Genomic DNA, 14258 nt, shown 5'->3' with positions numbered 1-14258 from the left:
AAATAAAGGGGATAAAACAGAGAGTAACAACGAATGGTGCGTCCGAGTGGACTCGAACCACCGACCCCCACCATGTCAAGGTGGTGCTCTAACCAACTGAGCTACGGACGCACTGAAGAAGGATGGTGCGTTCAATTGGACTCGAACCAACGACCCCCACCATGTCAAGGTGGTGCTCTAACCAACTGAGCTATGAACGCAATGTTGTGGTTGACAACGGGGACGAATATTAGCGGCAGGCCGCAGATGTGGCAAGTGGAAAATGGCAGATTTCTTACTGAATTCACTCGATTGCGGAACAACTGAGCAAAACGCGCTGAAAGTAGCCGCCCGCAGGCGGCTACAGCAGTTTAGCGTGCCGCGCGCTGCAAAATACGGCTCGAAGGCTGACGCTGCAAATGGCGCATGCGCAGCATCATCATCACCGCCGCCGAGGTCAGCCCAATAATAAAGCCCATCCAGAAGCCTGCCGGCCCCATCGGGGCAACCACCAGATCCGTCAGCGCCAGAATGTAGCCGGTCGGCAGCCCCAGCACCCAGTAGGCGATAAAGGTAATAAAGAAGATCGAGCGCGTATCTTTATAGCCACGCAGGATACCGCTGCCGATTACCTGAATCGAATCAGAGATCTGATAGATTGCCGCCAGCATCATCAGATGCGATGCCAGCGCCACCACTTCCGGGTTGTCGTTATAGAGCAGGGCGATCTGTTCGCGCATCAGCACCGTAAACACCGCGGTAATAGCCGCCATGCAAACGCCGACCATCAACCCGGTACGCGCCGAGGTTTTGGCATCAATCGTTGAGCCCTGGCCGAGGCGGAAGCCGACGCGAATGGTGACCGCCGCCGCCAGCGACATCGGCAACACGAACATCAATGAACTGAAGTTAAGCGCAATCTGGTGCCCGGCAACATCGACAATGCCGAGAGGCGAGACCAGCAGCGCGACCACGGCGAACAGGGTCACTTCGAAGAAGAGCGCCAGCGCAATCGGCAAGCCAAGCTGGGTCAGCCGTTTCAGCACCTCCATATCGGGCCGTGCGAAGCGGGCAGCATGTTTAATGTCGCGCATGGCACCGGCGTGCTTCACGTAGAGGCGCATAAAGATAAACATCACCCAGTAGACCGACGCGGTCGCCACGCCGCAGCCGACGCCGCCCAGTTCCGGCATGCCGAAACGGCCATAGATAAAGGCGTAGTTCACCGGAATATTGACCAGCAGGCCGATAAAGCCCATCACCATCCCGGGTTTGGTGCGCGCCAGCCCTTCGCACTGGTTGCGCAACACCTGGAAGAAGAGGTAACCCGGCGCGCCCCACATCAGCGCGCGTAAAAAGTGGACCGCTTTATCGGCCATCAGCGGGTCGATGTTATGCATGGTGCGAATAATATGCCCGGCGTTCCACAGCACAATCATAATCAGCACTGAAACGGCACCCGCCAGCCAGAACCCCTGGCTAACCTGATGGGCAATGCGATCGCGACGCCCGGAACCATTCAGCTGCGCAATCACCGGCGTCATTGCCAGCAGCAGGCCGTGACCAAAAAGAATCGCGGGAAACCAGATAGAGGTACCGATAGCGACCGCAGCCATATCCGTGGCGCTATAGCCCCCGGCCATCACGGTATCGACGAAGCCCATCGCCGTCTGGGCAACCTGCGCAAAAATCACCGGCAGGGCAAGTGCCAGTAATTGACGCGCCTCTGTTACATACTTCTGCACGCGAACACCTATATATTGTTGTTATAAGAGAGAATGGAAATACTTAAGAGAAAGGAGTTATATCCTTGTGCGACAAAAAATGCCGCACTGCGATAGGTGCGACATCTGCTCAAATAGTACCTGTTAACGTCTCTTTTTGCCACGTTATCCATAAATCAAAATTATCTTTCGCCGCAAAGCGGGCTTCAGGCTGGCAAGGGAATTTTTCACCTGTTATTGTGCGTGAAGCACACGGTAATGCCGTAAGAATGAAACAGGAGTGATGATTATGTTTACGGGTATTGTACAGGGCACGGCAAAAGTGGTGTCGATTGACGAAAAACCGAATTTTCGCACCCACGTTGTTGAACTGCCTGAAACGATGCTGGACGGAATTGAAACCGGGGCGTCCATTGCGCATAACGGCTGCTGTCTGACCGTCACCGAGATTAACGGTAGCCATATCAGCTTCGATTTGATGAAAGAGACGCTGCGTATTACCAACCTTGGCGAACTCGAAGTCGGGGATATCGTTAACGTTGAGCGCGCGGCGAAATTCAGCGATGAGATTGGCGGACATTTAATGTCGGGCCATATTATGTCGACCGCTGAAATCGTCAAAATCCTCGCCTCGGAAAATAACCGCCAGATCTGGTTTAAAGTGCAGGATCCGACGCTGATGAAATACATCCTTTATAAAGGATTTATCGGCATTGACGGTATCAGCCTGACGGTCGGCGAAGTCACCGCCACGCGTTTTTGCGTGCACCTGATCCCGGAAACGCTGCAGCGCACCACGCTGAGTGCCAAAAAGCTGGGCCAGCGCGTCAATATTGAGATCGATCCGCAAACCCAGGCCGTTGTCGACACCGTCGAGCGCGTACTGGCGGCAAAAGAGGCCGCTGTTGTGGTGAATGTCGTCGAGTAACCAGGCGCCACAAACAGCAAAAAGCCGCTGCGTAAACGTTGCGGCTTTTTTGTTGGTCAAACGCAGCGCTAACGCGCGACGCGCAGACCTTTCTCGACGCCGCGGCTAAACACCACCTGCCAGAGCTGAATATCGCGGGCGCGAAAGGCCCCGGCGCAGGCGTTCAGATAGTAACTGAACATGCGTTTAAAGCGCTCGGAGTAGTTGTCGGCGATCTCCGGCCACGCGGCGAGAAAGCGCCCATACCAGGCCATTAGCGTGCGGTCATAATCGGCGCCGAAGTTGTGCCAGTCCTCCATCACAAAGTGCGGCTCACTGGCGGTAGCGATGTGGCGCACCGAGGGCAGGCAGCCGTTCGGGAAGATATAGCGGTTAATCCACGGATCAACATTGTTATCGGTCTTTCTGGAGCCGATGGTGTGGAGTAAAAAGAGGCCGTCCGGCTTCAGGTTTTTGTCGACCACATCAAAGTAGGTGGCGTAGTTTTTCGGCCCGACGTGTTCAAACATGCCGACGGAGACGATGCGGTCAAACTGATCGCGCAGATCGCGATAATCCTGCAACAGAATCTCCACATCCAGCCCGGCGCAGCGCTGTTGCGCCATTTTCTGCTGCTCTGCCGAAATAGTGACGCCGACCACGCGGACACCATAGTGCTGTGCCATAAATTGTGCCAGTCCGCCCCAGCCGCAGCCGATATCCAGCACGCGCATGCCAGGCGTTAACTGCAATTTTTCACAAATAAGTCGCAATTTTGCCTGCTGCGCTTCGGCTAGGGTAGTCGCCTCTTTCCAGTAACCGCAGGAGTACTGCATCGCGGGGTCGAGCATGCGGGTAAAGAGATCGTTGCCGAGATCGTAGTGCTCTTTGCCGACAATCCACGCCCGCTTTTTACTTTGCAGGTTGAAGAGCCGGGCGGCGGCAATGCGCAGGGTATCTTTGAGATGGTGTGGAAGCTGTTTTTCCAGGCCGGCGCGCAGTACCTGGGTAAAGAAGATGTCCAGCCGTTCGCACTCCCACCAGCCGTCCATATAACTTTCGCCGAGTCCGAGCGATCCCTCCTGTAAAACGCGTTTAAAAAAATCAGGATTTTTCACCTGAATATCTGCGGGAGCGGGACCATTAATATGAATGCCTGCGCGGCCCAGCAGTTCGTTTGCTATACGGAACCAGTTGTCATCCCGCACGCTCACTTCTTCTATACACGATGAACTCATACCTTCTCCATCACGAATAGCGATCAGAACTCTACAAGCGTAGACGCTGGCAGAATTTGTGAGAAATCTCACGGTTTGCACCGTGAGGCTGATATCAGACGTAGAACAGAGGAAGGGAGAGACCCTTGCCAGAAAAGGCCCTCCTTGGGGAAACGAGCACGCTCCGGTGCCCGTTACTGCATAATATTTATCGTATTTATGAGATAGCCGAAAATTAGTATAGGCCTCAATATCAGGTGATTCAACTTGTCGCTAATAGTGTGCTAATTACGCCATCAGCGACAGTCCCGTCAGCAACTACCTGCGCGCGGAGGAGGGCTCACGCACCTCATCCTGCTCTTCGTCTGCGCGATGCTGAATGCCATAACCGAGTGCCGCGAGCAGCACCATGGCGAGCATCACGCTGGTGGTGGTCAGCAGCGGGGTAATGATCAGCCACGAGACGACAAGGCTTGCGAGGAAGCAGAGCCCCAGTTGCAGGGTATTCTGCAACGCCGCCGCGCGCCCCGTCGCCTGCGGGAAGGGACGCAGCGCCCGCGCAACCACGATAGGGTAAATAGCCCCGTTCGCCACCGCCATCAGGCAGAAGGGGATCATCAGCGCGGTCAGCGAGACGCCGGGAATAAAGCCGACTGCCCAGGTCGCCAGTACGCTCAGGGCGTAGCCACTCAGTAACCACGGTAACATGCGCGATCCCTGCCATTTTTGCAGCGCGGCGCGACAGCCGTAACCACCCATCAGGAAGGCGAACGTCTGCGGCACATAGCTCAGACCAATCACCGACGGGCCATAGCCCATTTCGTGCAGGATAAACGGCGAGCCGGTAAGCCAGGCAAAGAAGCTGGCGGAGCAGGCGGCGTAGATCATCACGTTGCCGCGATAATCACGGGCGCGCAGCAGATCGAGGAAGGTGAGCGCCTGCTGGTCGTGTGCCACTTTTTTTACCGGCGATTTGAGGCGGAAAGCCGGGATCATCAACACCACGGTGATGGCCAACAGGGTGGCGAAAATTGCCTGCCATTCAATATGGGCCAGCAGCCAGGCACCGAGCAGCGGGGCCAGCGCCGGGGTGAAGCCGACCAGCGGCATAATGGTGGCGAAAATACGGTTAACGCGGTGCGCCGGATAGTGATCCGTCACCAGCGCCTGCCAGCTAACGGTAGCGGCACAGACGCCGACGGCCTGCACGAAACGCAGCACCAGCAGCCAGGTGGCGTCGCGCACCCAGAGGGTGCCAAGACAGCCCAGGGCGAAAATCGACAGCCCAATCAGCAGAATCGGTTTGCGACTATAGCGATCCGACAGCGGCCCCCACAGCAGCTGCGCCACCGCAAACCCGGCGAGGAACAGGCTCAGCGAGGCGCTGATCACGGCGGGAGAGGTGTTTAAATCTTGTTGAATTGCGCTGAAAGCGGGCAGATACATGTCGGTGGCTAAAAAGCCCAGCACGCTTAAGCCCGCGAGCCAGACTAAAAATCCTTTGCCAGGTTGCATTCTCATTTCTCTTTAATTGCAGGTAATCAGGGTGGGGAAGTGTAAGGAGTGCTTTCCTGGTTGTGAAACGCTAATATTTGCACATTGGTTTCAAAAATTTTGCAGGCAGAATATGTGGTCAGAATACTCCCTTGAAGTGGTCGATGCCGTAGCGCGTAACGGCAGCTTTAGCGGCGCGGCGCAGGAGTTGCACCGCGTGCCTTCGGCGGTGAGCTACACCGTGCGCCAGCTGGAGGAGTGGCTGGCGGTGCCGCTGTTTGTGCGCCGCCACCGCGACGTGGAACTCACCCCCGCCGGGGTCTGGTTTTTAAAGGAGGGGCGATCTGTTATCAAAAAAATGCTGATCACCCGCCAGCAGTGTCAGCAAATCGCCAATGGCTGGCGCGGGCAGTTGCCGATTGCCGTCGATAACATCGTGAAACCCGCGCGCACCCGGCAGATGATCGTCGATTTCTACCGTCACTTCAGCGATGTCGAGCTGGTGGTCTACCAGGAGGTGTTCAACGGCGTCTGGGATGCGCTCGCCGATGGCCGTGTTGAACTGGCGATTGGCGCTACGCAGGCGATCCCCGTCGGGGGGCGCTATGCTTTTCGCGATATGGGCACTTTAAGCTGGAAGTGTGTCGTCTCACGTCAGCATCCGCTGGCGCAGCTGAATGGCCCGCTTAGCGATGAGACGTTGCGCAACTGGCCGTCGCTGATTCAGGAGGATACCTCCCGCTCGCTGCCGAAGCGCATTACCTGGCTGCTGGATAACCAGAAAAGGGTAATGGTGCCTGACTGGGCCTCGTCGGAAGCGTGCCTGTCGGCGGGGCTTTGCGTGGGGATGGTACCGGCCCATTTTGCCCGCCCGTGGCTCGATAGCGGTGACTGGGTGGCGCTTGAACTGGAAAACCCGTTTCCGGATGCCGCCTGCTGCCTGACATGGCAACAAAACGAGGCGTCGCCTGCGCTGAACTGGCTGCTCGATTACCTGGGTGACAGTGAAACGTTGAATAAGGAGTGGCTGCGGGAGCCGGAGTAAGGCTCCCGCAGGAGGGGATTAACGGCGGTAATCGCGGAAGGGGCCATCGGCCACCGAGCGGCGCTCCACCAGGCGCGGATGCACTTCAATCGACTGCGACTGTTCGCGCTTATTCACAATGCGATCGAGCAGCATGGTGAATGCCGTTTCGCCCAGTGAGTCTTTCGGCTGATGAATCGTCGTCAAGGCCGGGGTAAAGAAGCGCGAGTTGCGCACGTTGTCATAGCCAATGACGGAGATATCCTGCGGCACGCGCAACCCCATCTCATCGGCGGCGCAGAGTGCGCCCATTGCCATAATGTCGCCGCCGCAGAAGACTGCGGTGGGGCGCGAGGACTGGCCGAGGATCTGCTGCATGGCGCGGTAGCCGGACTCCGGCTCAAAGTCGCCCTGCACAATCCAGTTCTCCGGCACGTTGATCATCGCCTCGTTCATCGCCTTCATAAAACCGGCAAGACGGCCTGCGCCGGTGTTGCGCTCCAGCGGACCCGGGATCACGCCGATGTCGCGATGGCCGCGCTCGATCAGGTAACGGCCGGCCATATAGCCGCCCTGGAAGGCGTTATCGATCACCGAATCGGTGAAGTCCGCCTTCGATTCGCCCCAGTCCATCACCACCATCGGAATATGGCGATACTCCTCGAGCATGGTGAGCACGGTTTCCGGGTACTCAGAGCACATCACCAGCAGGCCATCGACACGCTTTTGCGCCATCATCGACAGATAGGCGCGCTGCTTCTCCTGGCTGTTCCAGGCGTTGCCGAGGATCAGGGTGTAACCCTTCTGGAAACACTTCTTCTCAACTGCTTCGATGATCTCGGCGAAGTAGGCCGCTTCACTGCTGGTTGCCAGCAGACCAATCGATTTGGTGTGATTCACTTTCAGGCTGCGCGCGACGGCGCTTGGCGAATAGTGCAGCTCTTTGATTGCCGCCCAGACGGCGTTGCGCGTCTCTTCGGCGACAAAACGGGTTTTGTTAATTACATGTGATACGGTTGTAGTGGAAACGTTTGCTCGTTTCGCGACATCTTTAATCGTTGCCATCAGATATTACTCCAGACCATATCGTAAGCTCCTGATAATTCTTGAGGTAAACGTTTGCCTTTAATCACCCTGAACCCATCAAAGTGAGTGCGGTACGCCGGGAAAACGACACTGGACGTCAGGAGGGGAGTCAATGGCCGGTACGCTAATAAATTTAGCGTCGAATTTTGTCTGATCTTGAGCAAAAGGGGAAGTATTAAAACGGTTCTGCTGCCAATTCGCGCAAGATTTTTCAGATAATTTGTGCAAAAATGCGCAGGCTCACTTTTTGTGGGGAAATTAAATGGAGAAAAATTGATGAGCACCGATCTTAAGTATTCACTCTTCACCACCGTCATCGTTCTGAGCCTGATCGTTTTCGGCGCGCTGACCGCTGCACTGCATTGATCTGATGCGAGGGAGAGCTCTCTCCCTCGGTTCTTGCGCCACCATTGTTCCCCGTTGCGCAATAAACTTTTCTCCGTACGCTCACTTCTGTTTTTTGTGACTCCTGTCATACTTTTGCCTTTCGCGACCCGGTAGAGGGTCGGCATGTCCATTTCGGAGTCAAAAGATGAAAATAAATTTCCCCCTGCTTGCGCTGGCAATTGGTGCCTTTGGCATTGGCACCACCGAGTTCTCACCGATGGGGTTACTGCCGGTGATTGCGCAGGGCGTCGGGGTCTCTATTCCGGCGGCGGGGATGCTGATCAGCGCCTACGCCATCGGCGTTATGGTGGGTGCGCCGCTGATGACGCTGCTGCTTTCCCATCGTGGCCGTCGTAATGCACTGATTTTCTTAATGGCGATCTTCACCGTCGGCAATGTGCTCTCTGCCATCGCGCCGGATTACGCCACCCTGATGATCGCCCGTATTATCACCAGCCTTAACCACGGCGCGTTCTTTGGCCTTGGCTCGGTAGTCGCCGCAAGCGTTGTCGCGAAAGAGAAGCAGGCCAGCGCGGTGGCGACGATGTTTATGGGGCTGACTATCGCCAATATCGGCGGTGTGCCCGCCGCCACCTGGCTTGGGGAGACCATCGGCTGGCGCATGTCCTTTATGGCAACCGCCGGGCTTGGGGTGATCTCCATGGTTTCGCTCTTCTTCTCATTACCGAAAGGCGGCGCGGGCGCGCGACCCAATGTGCGCAACGAACTGGCGGTACTGATGCGCCCGCAGGTGCTGACGGCGTTGCTGACCACCGTGCTCGGTGCCGGGGCAATGTTTACCCTCTATACCTACATCTCGCCGGTGTTGCGCACGCTGACGGATGCCACGCCGGTGTTTGTCACCGCCATGCTGGTGCTGATTGGCGTTGGTTTCTCGATTGGTAACTTTCTGGGTGGGAAACTGGCGGACCGCTCGGTAACCGGCACGCTGAAAGGCTTTTTACTGCTGCTGATTGCCATCATGCTGGCGATCCCGCTGCTGGCGCGCAGCGAGATCGGTGCGGCGATCGCCATGGTGGTATGGGGCGCGGCAACCTTCGCGGTAGTGCCGCCGTTGCAGATGCGCGTAATGCGTGTTGCCCATGAAGCACCGGGGCTGTCGTCATCGGTCAATATTGGCGCCTTCAACCTCGGTAATGCCCTTGGCGCGGCGGCAGGCGGGGCGGTGATCTCCGGCGGCCTCGGCTACAGCTTCGTTCCGGTGATGGGGGCGATTATTGCCGGGTTGGGGCTGCTGCTGGTGCTTTTCTCCGGGCGTAATTCAGCGTCGCGCGTCTGCGCGGCAGCGGAGTAAGGCGAAGTAACACCTGCCGCGTGAGCGGCAGGTGGGAGAGGGGATTAGCGAATGGTTTTCGGCGTGACCACGCGGCGCGCACCAACATAGTGGCGCTGCCAGTAATCTTCGCTTAATGAAGTGACCTGAATATCCTGGCCGCTGCGCGGTGACTGGATAAATTTGCCATTGCCAACATAGACGCCAACGTGATCGGCGGTGCCGCGACCCTGGGTGCGGAAGAAGACCAGATCGCCGCTCTCCAGCTCACGCAGGTTAACCGGTGAGGCATCACGCAGGTGATACATCTCATTGGCGGTACGCGGAATACGGAATTTCACCAGATCTTTATAGGCGTAATAGACCAGCCCGCTGCAATCAAAACCGGTTTTCGGCGAGGTACCGCCCCAGTGGTAGGGTTTGCCAAGCTGGTTCATCAGCTTCGACATCGCGGTTTTTTGCACTTTTTGCACGCGCAGTTTATGCACGTCTGCCAGCGTGCCCGCCTGGCTGCTTTTCACTTTAATACAGTGCGGCTTGTGGCCTTTGCGCGGCGTACACTTCTCAGTCCAGCTAACGGTTGCGGTTTTCTGTGAACTGGATGCTTTACGACGCGAGGGAGTTTTAGCGGTTTTCTGCGGGGTAGCGCTGTTTTTCTTTTTTATCGATTTGGTCGACGTTTTGGTTTTTGCGGTTTTTTTACTGCTGGCTTTTTCTGCTGGAGTGCCACTGCTTTTCTTTGCTGTTTTTGTAGAACTGTTTTTTTTCTTACGTTCGGATGCTTTCGCCAGATGTGTTTTTTGCACGGCCGAGGCTGGCGCTTGTTCAGAAGCGCTCGCTAATGGCGTGAAAGACAACGTGGTGAACAACAAAGCACAGAGCGTGATTGAAGCTTTTGGTATCCGCGCCACTGAGCAATCCCCTGTTAGGGCAGGCATCTATAATGCTTGCGTATGATTTAAAAAACTCGTCGATTCTAATCTATAAAAAGCCCAAACGTTAATACTGTTTTTGCATCTATAGCGTCGTTTCGTTAACAAGCGCAAAAAAACGAGCAAAACGTTTCGCTAAAAACGGTTTTTCCGCCGCCTGAACCGCGCCGGGTTGGCTTAAGTCACCTTTACCTTATCGTGCCTGTAACACCTTAAATCCGCGCGGTGAATAAAATGTTATTTTCCGAAGCCAGCCTGACCCGCTACAATGTTCGATCTCTGCCGTAGAAGAAGTTGAAGGAAGCAAAGACAATGAGTGAGACTCTTGAGAAAATTCAGCGCCAGATCGCTGAGAACCCGATTCTGCTGTACATGAAAGGCTCGCCGAAACTGCCAAGCTGCGGTTTCTCCGCCCAGGCGGTACAGGCGCTCTCTGCATGCGGCGAGCGTTTTGCCTATGTGGATATTCTGCAAAACCCGGATATCCGTGCCGAACTGCCAAAATACGCAAACTGGCCAACCTTCCCGCAGCTGTGGGTTGAGGGTGAGCTGGTTGGCGGCTGCGATATCATTATCGAAATGTATCAGCGTGGCGAATTGCAGCCGCTGATCAAAGAGGCTGCCGCTAAATATAAAGGCGTACCGGACGCCGAATAACCCGCTGTTATTGGCTCTGCCTGGAAAGGGCTCATGTTTCGACATGAGCCCTTTTTTATTGCCTGTCACCTGCTTACGGCGTGTTGACTTAACCTAAATTATTGGGTATTACTGTGCAAATTTTGAGTGTAACCCTTTGTTAATTATCCTATTTTAAGAATTTTGATAAACCCAGGCATGCTTTTTGTGATGACAAGCTGTGAACAGGATTGCCTTAATTCAGGATGAATGATGAAAAAAATAGACAAGATAATTACGTTGATGACGTTTCTCTTTGCTTTTTCAGTAACGGCGCAGCAGCAGCCGCTGGCAAGCAGGGAAGATGTGGTGACCACTCTCTCACTGGGCACCCTGAGCGGAACGGCGAAGGAGCGGGTTTACGATACCGATGAGGGCGGACGCAAAGTCAGCCAGCTTGACTGGCGTTATCGTCACGCTGTCGTGGTGCAGGGCTCTATCGAGTGGCCGGTGCAGTCATGGCTCACTGTCGGTGCGTCCGGGTGGACAACTGTCGCGCACAGTGGCAGCAAGATGGATGATTACGACTGGCAGCAGGCATCGCAAACCCGATGGATCGACCATAGCTCTCACCCTCATACGTGGCTCAATTTCGCTAACCAGTGGGATCTCCATCTGACGGGCTGGCTCGTTCACCAGCCTGACTGGCGGCTTGGCGTGATGGGCGGTTATCGGCAAAGCCGAACCAGCTTCACGGCGCACGGCGGCACGTTCAGCCGTAATAATGGCGCAAAGGTTGGCCGTTTCGATGATGTGAAAGTTCTCGGATATTCACAGCGCTTCAACATACCCTATGTTGGCCTGACCGGTCGTTATCGCTATGGCAATGTTGAAGCAGGAACCAGTCTGAAATATAGCCGCTGGGTAAGAGCACAAGCGACAGACCAGCACTACTTACGCAGCATCACCTTCAGGGATACTACCCGGCACCAGCATAGCTTTTCCCTTTCGGCTAACGTCGGCTATTACGTCACGCAGCAGGTAAAGCTCTATCTGGAAAGCACGTGGGATCGCACGTTAAACAAAAAAGGGACCAATACCGCCATCTTCTCCAGGGACGGTACCTATGCGCGCGCCTCTTTTAAGGATAGCGCCGGGATAGAACACTCCGCGCTGCTCACCACCGCCGGGCTGGTCTACCACTTTTAATAAAAAACCGGTCAACAGACCGGTTTTTTTCAGGCTTCTGAATCGACTTCTGGCGTCGGCAGCGGCCAGCCGCCAAGCCGCTTCCAGCGGTTAACGATTTCACAAAACAGCCGTGCGGTCTGCTCTGTATCGTATAAGGCCGAGTGCGCCTGGGTAGCGTCAAAGTCGATACCGGCAGCCGCGCAGGCTTTTGACAGCACGGTCTGACCCAGTGCCAGCCCGCTTAATGACGCGGTATCAAAGGTCACAAAGGGGTGAAACGGATTGCGTTTCATCGCCGCGCGCTCGGCGGCGGCCATCATAAAGCTGTGATCGAAGGTCGCGTTGTGCGCCACCATGATCGCGCGGTTGCAGTTCTGCTCTTTCATCCCTTTGCGCACCAGTTTAAAAATGGCGTGCAGGGCGTCGTATTCGCTCACCGCGCCGCGCAGCGGGTTCGTCGGGTCGATCCCATTAAACGCCAGCGCTTCCGGTTGTAAATTAGCTCCTTCGAATGGCTCAACGTGAAAGTGCAGGGTGCTGTCAGGCATCAGCCAGCCTTGCTCATCCATTTTTAACGTAACGGCGGCGACCTCCAGCAGGGCGTCGGTTTTGGCGTTAAACCCGGCGGTTTCAACATCGATTACCACAGGGTAAAAACCGCGAAAACGGTCGCACAGAGCAGTCAGTTGAGCATTATCGGACATCAGGATCTCTTGATAGGAAAAAAGGGCAGCGCATTATGGCAAATTTTACGGAAAGATGTAAAACAGCGGGCGCATTGCGCGCCCGGGGGGATCAGTGACCCAGACCGCGTCCGGCGTCTTTCTCTTCAATCAGTTCGATTTTGTAACCGTCCGGATCTTCAACGAAGGCGATAACCGTGGTGCCGCCTTTAACCGGGCCAGCTTCACGGGTGACGTTGCCGCCGTTTTTGCGGATCGCTTCGCAGGACTCTGCCGCATTTTCCACGCTCAGCGCGATGTGACCATACGCCGTGCCCAGCTCATAGCTGTCGACACCCCAGTTGTAGGTCAGCTCAATCACCGCTTCTTCGCTCTCATCACCGTAACCGACAAAAGCCAGCGAATATTTGTACTCCGGGTTTTCGCTGGTGCGCAGCAGTTTCATGCCCAGCACGTTGGTGTAGAAATTGATTGAGCGTTGCAGGTCGCCGACGCGCAGCATGGTGTGAAGTAAGCGCATAATATCCTCTTTTATGAATGCGTTAACGTTCCGGTTCGAAACACGGTTTTAGTATAGCGGCCGATCCGGGCCGCTATCAAATCTCAATCCGCTTCTCAGAGAGAAGGGTAGTCGGTGTAGCCTTCTGCGCCGCCACCATAGAAGCTTTCCGGGCGCTGCGGGTTGAGTTCCGCTTTCAGCTGCAGGCGTTTTACCAGATCCGGGTTAGCGATATAGGCGCGGCCAAACGCCACGGCATCGATCAGCCCCTTGTTGATCAGGTCTTCGGCTTTCTCAACGCTGTATGCGCCAGCGCCGATAATCGGGCCATGGAAGCGCGCACGCACTTTTTCACGGAACGTTTCGCTGTAGGGCTCACCGCCCGCCCAGTCCGGCTCGGACATGTGCAGATAAGCGATACCGCGTTTACCCAGCTCTTCAATCAGGTAGAGCGCATCAGCTTCTTCGTTCGGGCCATTGTCGGTGTTCTGGAAAGAGCCGATTGGCGAGACGCGAATACCGATGCGATCGGCGCTCCACTCTTCACACACCGCGTCAATCACTTCCAGCACCAGGCGCGCACGGTTTTCAACGCTACCGCCATACTGGTCGGCACGCTGGTTAGCTGAAGGTGAAAGGAACTGGTGCAGCAGGTAGCCGTGGGCAGAGTGTAGCTCAACCAGATCAAAACCAGCTTCGCGCGCGTTGGCGACGGCCTGGCGGAAATCATTAACGATGCCCGGGATCTCATCGGTCTCCAGCGCGCGCGGCATGGAGGTATCTTCACGGGTAGCGTTGCCGTTTTCATCACGCAGTGAGGTACGGGTACCTGCGCTGATCGCAGACGGCGCAACCGGTGCGGCACCGCCCGGCTGTAAGCTGCTGTGAGAGATACGGCCGGTGTGCCACAGCTGAACCGCAATGCGGCCATCATCGGCATGGACTGCATCAGTAATCTTTTTCCATGCGGCGATCTGCTCGTCGCTGTGCAGACCTGGCGCACCCGCATAGCCTTTGGCTTGGGCGGAGATTTGCGTCGCTTCACTGATGATAAGCCCGGCGCTGGCGCGCTGGCGGTAGTACTCCGCCATCAGCGGCGTCGGAACATCGCCCGGTTCAATGCTGCGCAGGCGCGTCAGGGGCGCCATCAACACGCGGTTCGGTACGGTAATGGCACCGACTTTCAACGGCGTAAATAATTTACTGGACATAAACAACTCCTGAAT

The 14258-nt window shown here is 55.9% G+C and carries 13 protein-coding genes, 2 tRNA genes and 1 pseudogene; 6 read left to right on the top strand and 10 right to left on the bottom strand.

Going from position 1 to position 14258, the window contains the following annotated elements:
• Nucleotides 1-34 precede the first annotated feature (34 nt).
• From N7V53_RS00595 to mdtK, 3 genes are all read right to left on the bottom strand, one after another.
• Nucleotides 35-111 (bottom strand) — tRNA-Val (locus N7V53_RS00595).
• Between the two features lie 12 nt (nt 112-123).
• Nucleotides 124-200, bottom strand: a tRNA-Val gene (locus N7V53_RS00590).
• A 150-nt stretch (nt 201-350) separates the two neighbouring features.
• Nucleotides 351-1724 carry an MdtK family multidrug efflux MATE transporter gene (mdtK, locus tag N7V53_RS00585; protein ID WP_124968465.1) on the bottom strand — a complete coding sequence of 458 codons (1374 nt, stop codon included), beginning with the start codon at nt 1722-1724 and terminating at the stop codon, nt 351-353.
• A gap of 268 nt (nt 1725-1992) precedes the next feature.
• Between mdtK and N7V53_RS00580 the strand changes: the two genes are divergently transcribed.
• Nucleotides 1993-2631, top strand: coding sequence for a riboflavin synthase (locus N7V53_RS00580; RefSeq protein ID WP_023481404.1), 639 nt, complete (start codon nt 1993-1995; stop codon nt 2629-2631).
• Nucleotides 2632-2699: 68 nt separating this feature from the next.
• On the opposite strand, the gene cfa is transcribed toward N7V53_RS00580, so the two are convergent.
• Nucleotides 2700-3848 (bottom strand): cyclopropane fatty acyl phospholipid synthase, encoded by a 1149-nt coding sequence (gene cfa, locus N7V53_RS00575; protein WP_279791540.1) that lies wholly within the window; start codon nt 3846-3848, stop codon nt 2700-2702.
• 297 nt (nt 3849-4145) lie between these two features.
• The gene (punC, locus tag N7V53_RS00570) at nt 4146-5342 is read right to left on the bottom strand and encodes a purine nucleoside transporter PunC (protein WP_279791539.1); all 1197 of its coding nucleotides are present in this window, start codon (nt 5340-5342) and stop codon (nt 4146-4148) included.
• Nucleotides 5343-5454: 112 nt separating this feature from the next.
• Between punC and punR the strand changes: the two are divergent.
• A pseudogene (punR, locus tag N7V53_RS00565) lies at nt 5455-6388 on the top strand (DNA-binding transcriptional activator PunR).
• Here punR and purR read toward each other — a convergent pair.
• A complete protein-coding gene (gene purR, locus N7V53_RS00560) occupies nt 6385-7410 on the bottom strand; it encodes an HTH-type transcriptional repressor PurR (protein ID WP_023481848.1) in 1026 nt (341 codons plus the stop codon). The pseudogene punR and the gene purR overlap by 4 nt on opposite strands.
• Before the next feature lie 297 nt (nt 7411-7707).
• Between purR and N7V53_RS00555 the strand changes: the two genes are divergently transcribed.
• Both N7V53_RS00555 and N7V53_RS00550 read left to right on the top strand, forming a co-directional pair.
• On the top strand, nt 7708-7797 hold the full coding sequence (locus tag N7V53_RS00555; RefSeq protein WP_094192965.1) for a YnhF family membrane protein: 90 nt from the start codon (nt 7708-7710) through the stop codon (nt 7795-7797).
• A gap of 166 nt (nt 7798-7963) precedes the next feature.
• Nucleotides 7964-9133, top strand: a complete 1170-nt coding sequence (locus N7V53_RS00550) for an MFS transporter (protein ID WP_124968461.1) — start codon at nt 7964-7966, stop codon at nt 9131-9133.
• A 44-nt stretch (nt 9134-9177) separates the two neighbouring features.
• Here the strand turns inward: N7V53_RS00550 and N7V53_RS00545 are convergent, their stop codons facing one another.
• Nucleotides 9178-10023, bottom strand: a complete 846-nt coding sequence (locus tag N7V53_RS00545) for a C40 family peptidase (RefSeq protein WP_023481630.1) — start codon at nt 10021-10023, stop codon at nt 9178-9180.
• 333 nt (nt 10024-10356) lie between these two features.
• On the opposite strand from N7V53_RS00545, the gene N7V53_RS00540 reads away from it, so the two are divergent.
• Nucleotides 10357-10701, top strand: coding sequence for a Grx4 family monothiol glutaredoxin (locus N7V53_RS00540; RefSeq protein ID WP_023481856.1), 345 nt, complete (start codon nt 10357-10359; stop codon nt 10699-10701).
• 228 nt (nt 10702-10929) lie between these two features.
• Nucleotides 10930-11868 carry an omptin family outer membrane protease gene (locus N7V53_RS00535; protein WP_279791531.1) on the top strand — a complete coding sequence of 313 codons (939 nt, stop codon included), beginning with the start codon at nt 10930-10932 and terminating at the stop codon, nt 11866-11868.
• A 29-nt stretch (nt 11869-11897) separates the two neighbouring features.
• Here N7V53_RS00535 and rnt read toward each other — a convergent pair whose 3' ends face one another.
• The 3 genes from rnt to N7V53_RS00520 all read right to left on the bottom strand — a co-directional run bounded on the left by rnt (nt 11898) and on the right by N7V53_RS00520 (nt 14243).
• Nucleotides 11898-12554, bottom strand: a complete 657-nt coding sequence (gene rnt / locus N7V53_RS00530; protein WP_023481488.1) for a ribonuclease T — start codon at nt 12552-12554, stop codon at nt 11898-11900.
• A gap of 91 nt (nt 12555-12645) precedes the next feature.
• Nucleotides 12646-13053, bottom strand: coding sequence for a lactoylglutathione lyase (gene gloA / locus N7V53_RS00525; RefSeq protein ID WP_023481879.1), 408 nt, complete (start codon nt 13051-13053; stop codon nt 12646-12648).
• A gap of 95 nt (nt 13054-13148) precedes the next feature.
• Nucleotides 13149-14243 (bottom strand): alkene reductase, encoded by a 1095-nt coding sequence (locus tag N7V53_RS00520; protein ID WP_279791529.1) that lies wholly within the window; start codon nt 14241-14243, stop codon nt 13149-13151.
• Between the last annotated feature and the right edge of the window lie 15 nt (nt 14244-14258).

It is taken from the genome of Kosakonia sp. HypNH10 (genome assembly GCF_029850615.1).
Lineage (GTDB): Bacteria > Pseudomonadota > Gammaproteobacteria > Enterobacterales > Enterobacteriaceae > Kosakonia > Kosakonia cowanii.
The sequence above is the reverse complement of the archived record's forward strand: the minus strand, read 5'-3'. Positions and strand labels throughout refer to the sequence as shown.

Bases quoted from the DNA above. Each gene is read 5' to 3' on its own strand.
- purR (WP_023481848.1), bottom strand. From the start codon at position 7,410: ATGGCAACGATTAAAGATGTCGCGAAACGAGCAAACGTTTCCACTACA.
- N7V53_RS00550 (WP_124968461.1), top strand. From the start codon at position 7,964: ATGAAAATAAATTTCCCCCTGCTTGCGCTGGCAATTGGTGCCTTTGGC.
- N7V53_RS00555 (WP_094192965.1), top strand. From the start codon at position 7,708: ATGAGCACCGATCTTAAGTATTCACTCTTCACCACCGTCATCGTTCTG.
- gloA (WP_023481879.1), bottom strand. From the start codon at position 13,053: ATGCGCTTACTTCACACCATGCTGCGCGTCGGCGACCTGCAACGCTCA.
- rnt (WP_023481488.1), bottom strand. From the start codon at position 12,554: ATGTCCGATAATGCTCAACTGACTGCTCTGTGCGACCGTTTTCGCGGT.
- N7V53_RS00540 (WP_023481856.1), top strand. From the start codon at position 10,357: ATGAGTGAGACTCTTGAGAAAATTCAGCGCCAGATCGCTGAGAACCCG.
- N7V53_RS00520 (WP_279791529.1), bottom strand. From the start codon at position 14,243: ATGTCCAGTAAATTATTTACGCCGTTGAAAGTCGGTGCCATTACCGTA.
- N7V53_RS00580 (WP_023481404.1), top strand. From the start codon at position 1,993: ATGTTTACGGGTATTGTACAGGGCACGGCAAAAGTGGTGTCGATTGAC.
- cfa (WP_279791540.1), bottom strand. From the start codon at position 3,848: ATGAGTTCATCGTGTATAGAAGAAGTGAGCGTGCGGGATGACAACTGG.
- N7V53_RS00535 (WP_279791531.1), top strand. From the start codon at position 10,930: ATGATGAAAAAAATAGACAAGATAATTACGTTGATGACGTTTCTCTTT.
- punC (WP_279791539.1), bottom strand. From the start codon at position 5,342: ATGCAACCTGGCAAAGGATTTTTAGTCTGGCTCGCGGGCTTAAGCGTG.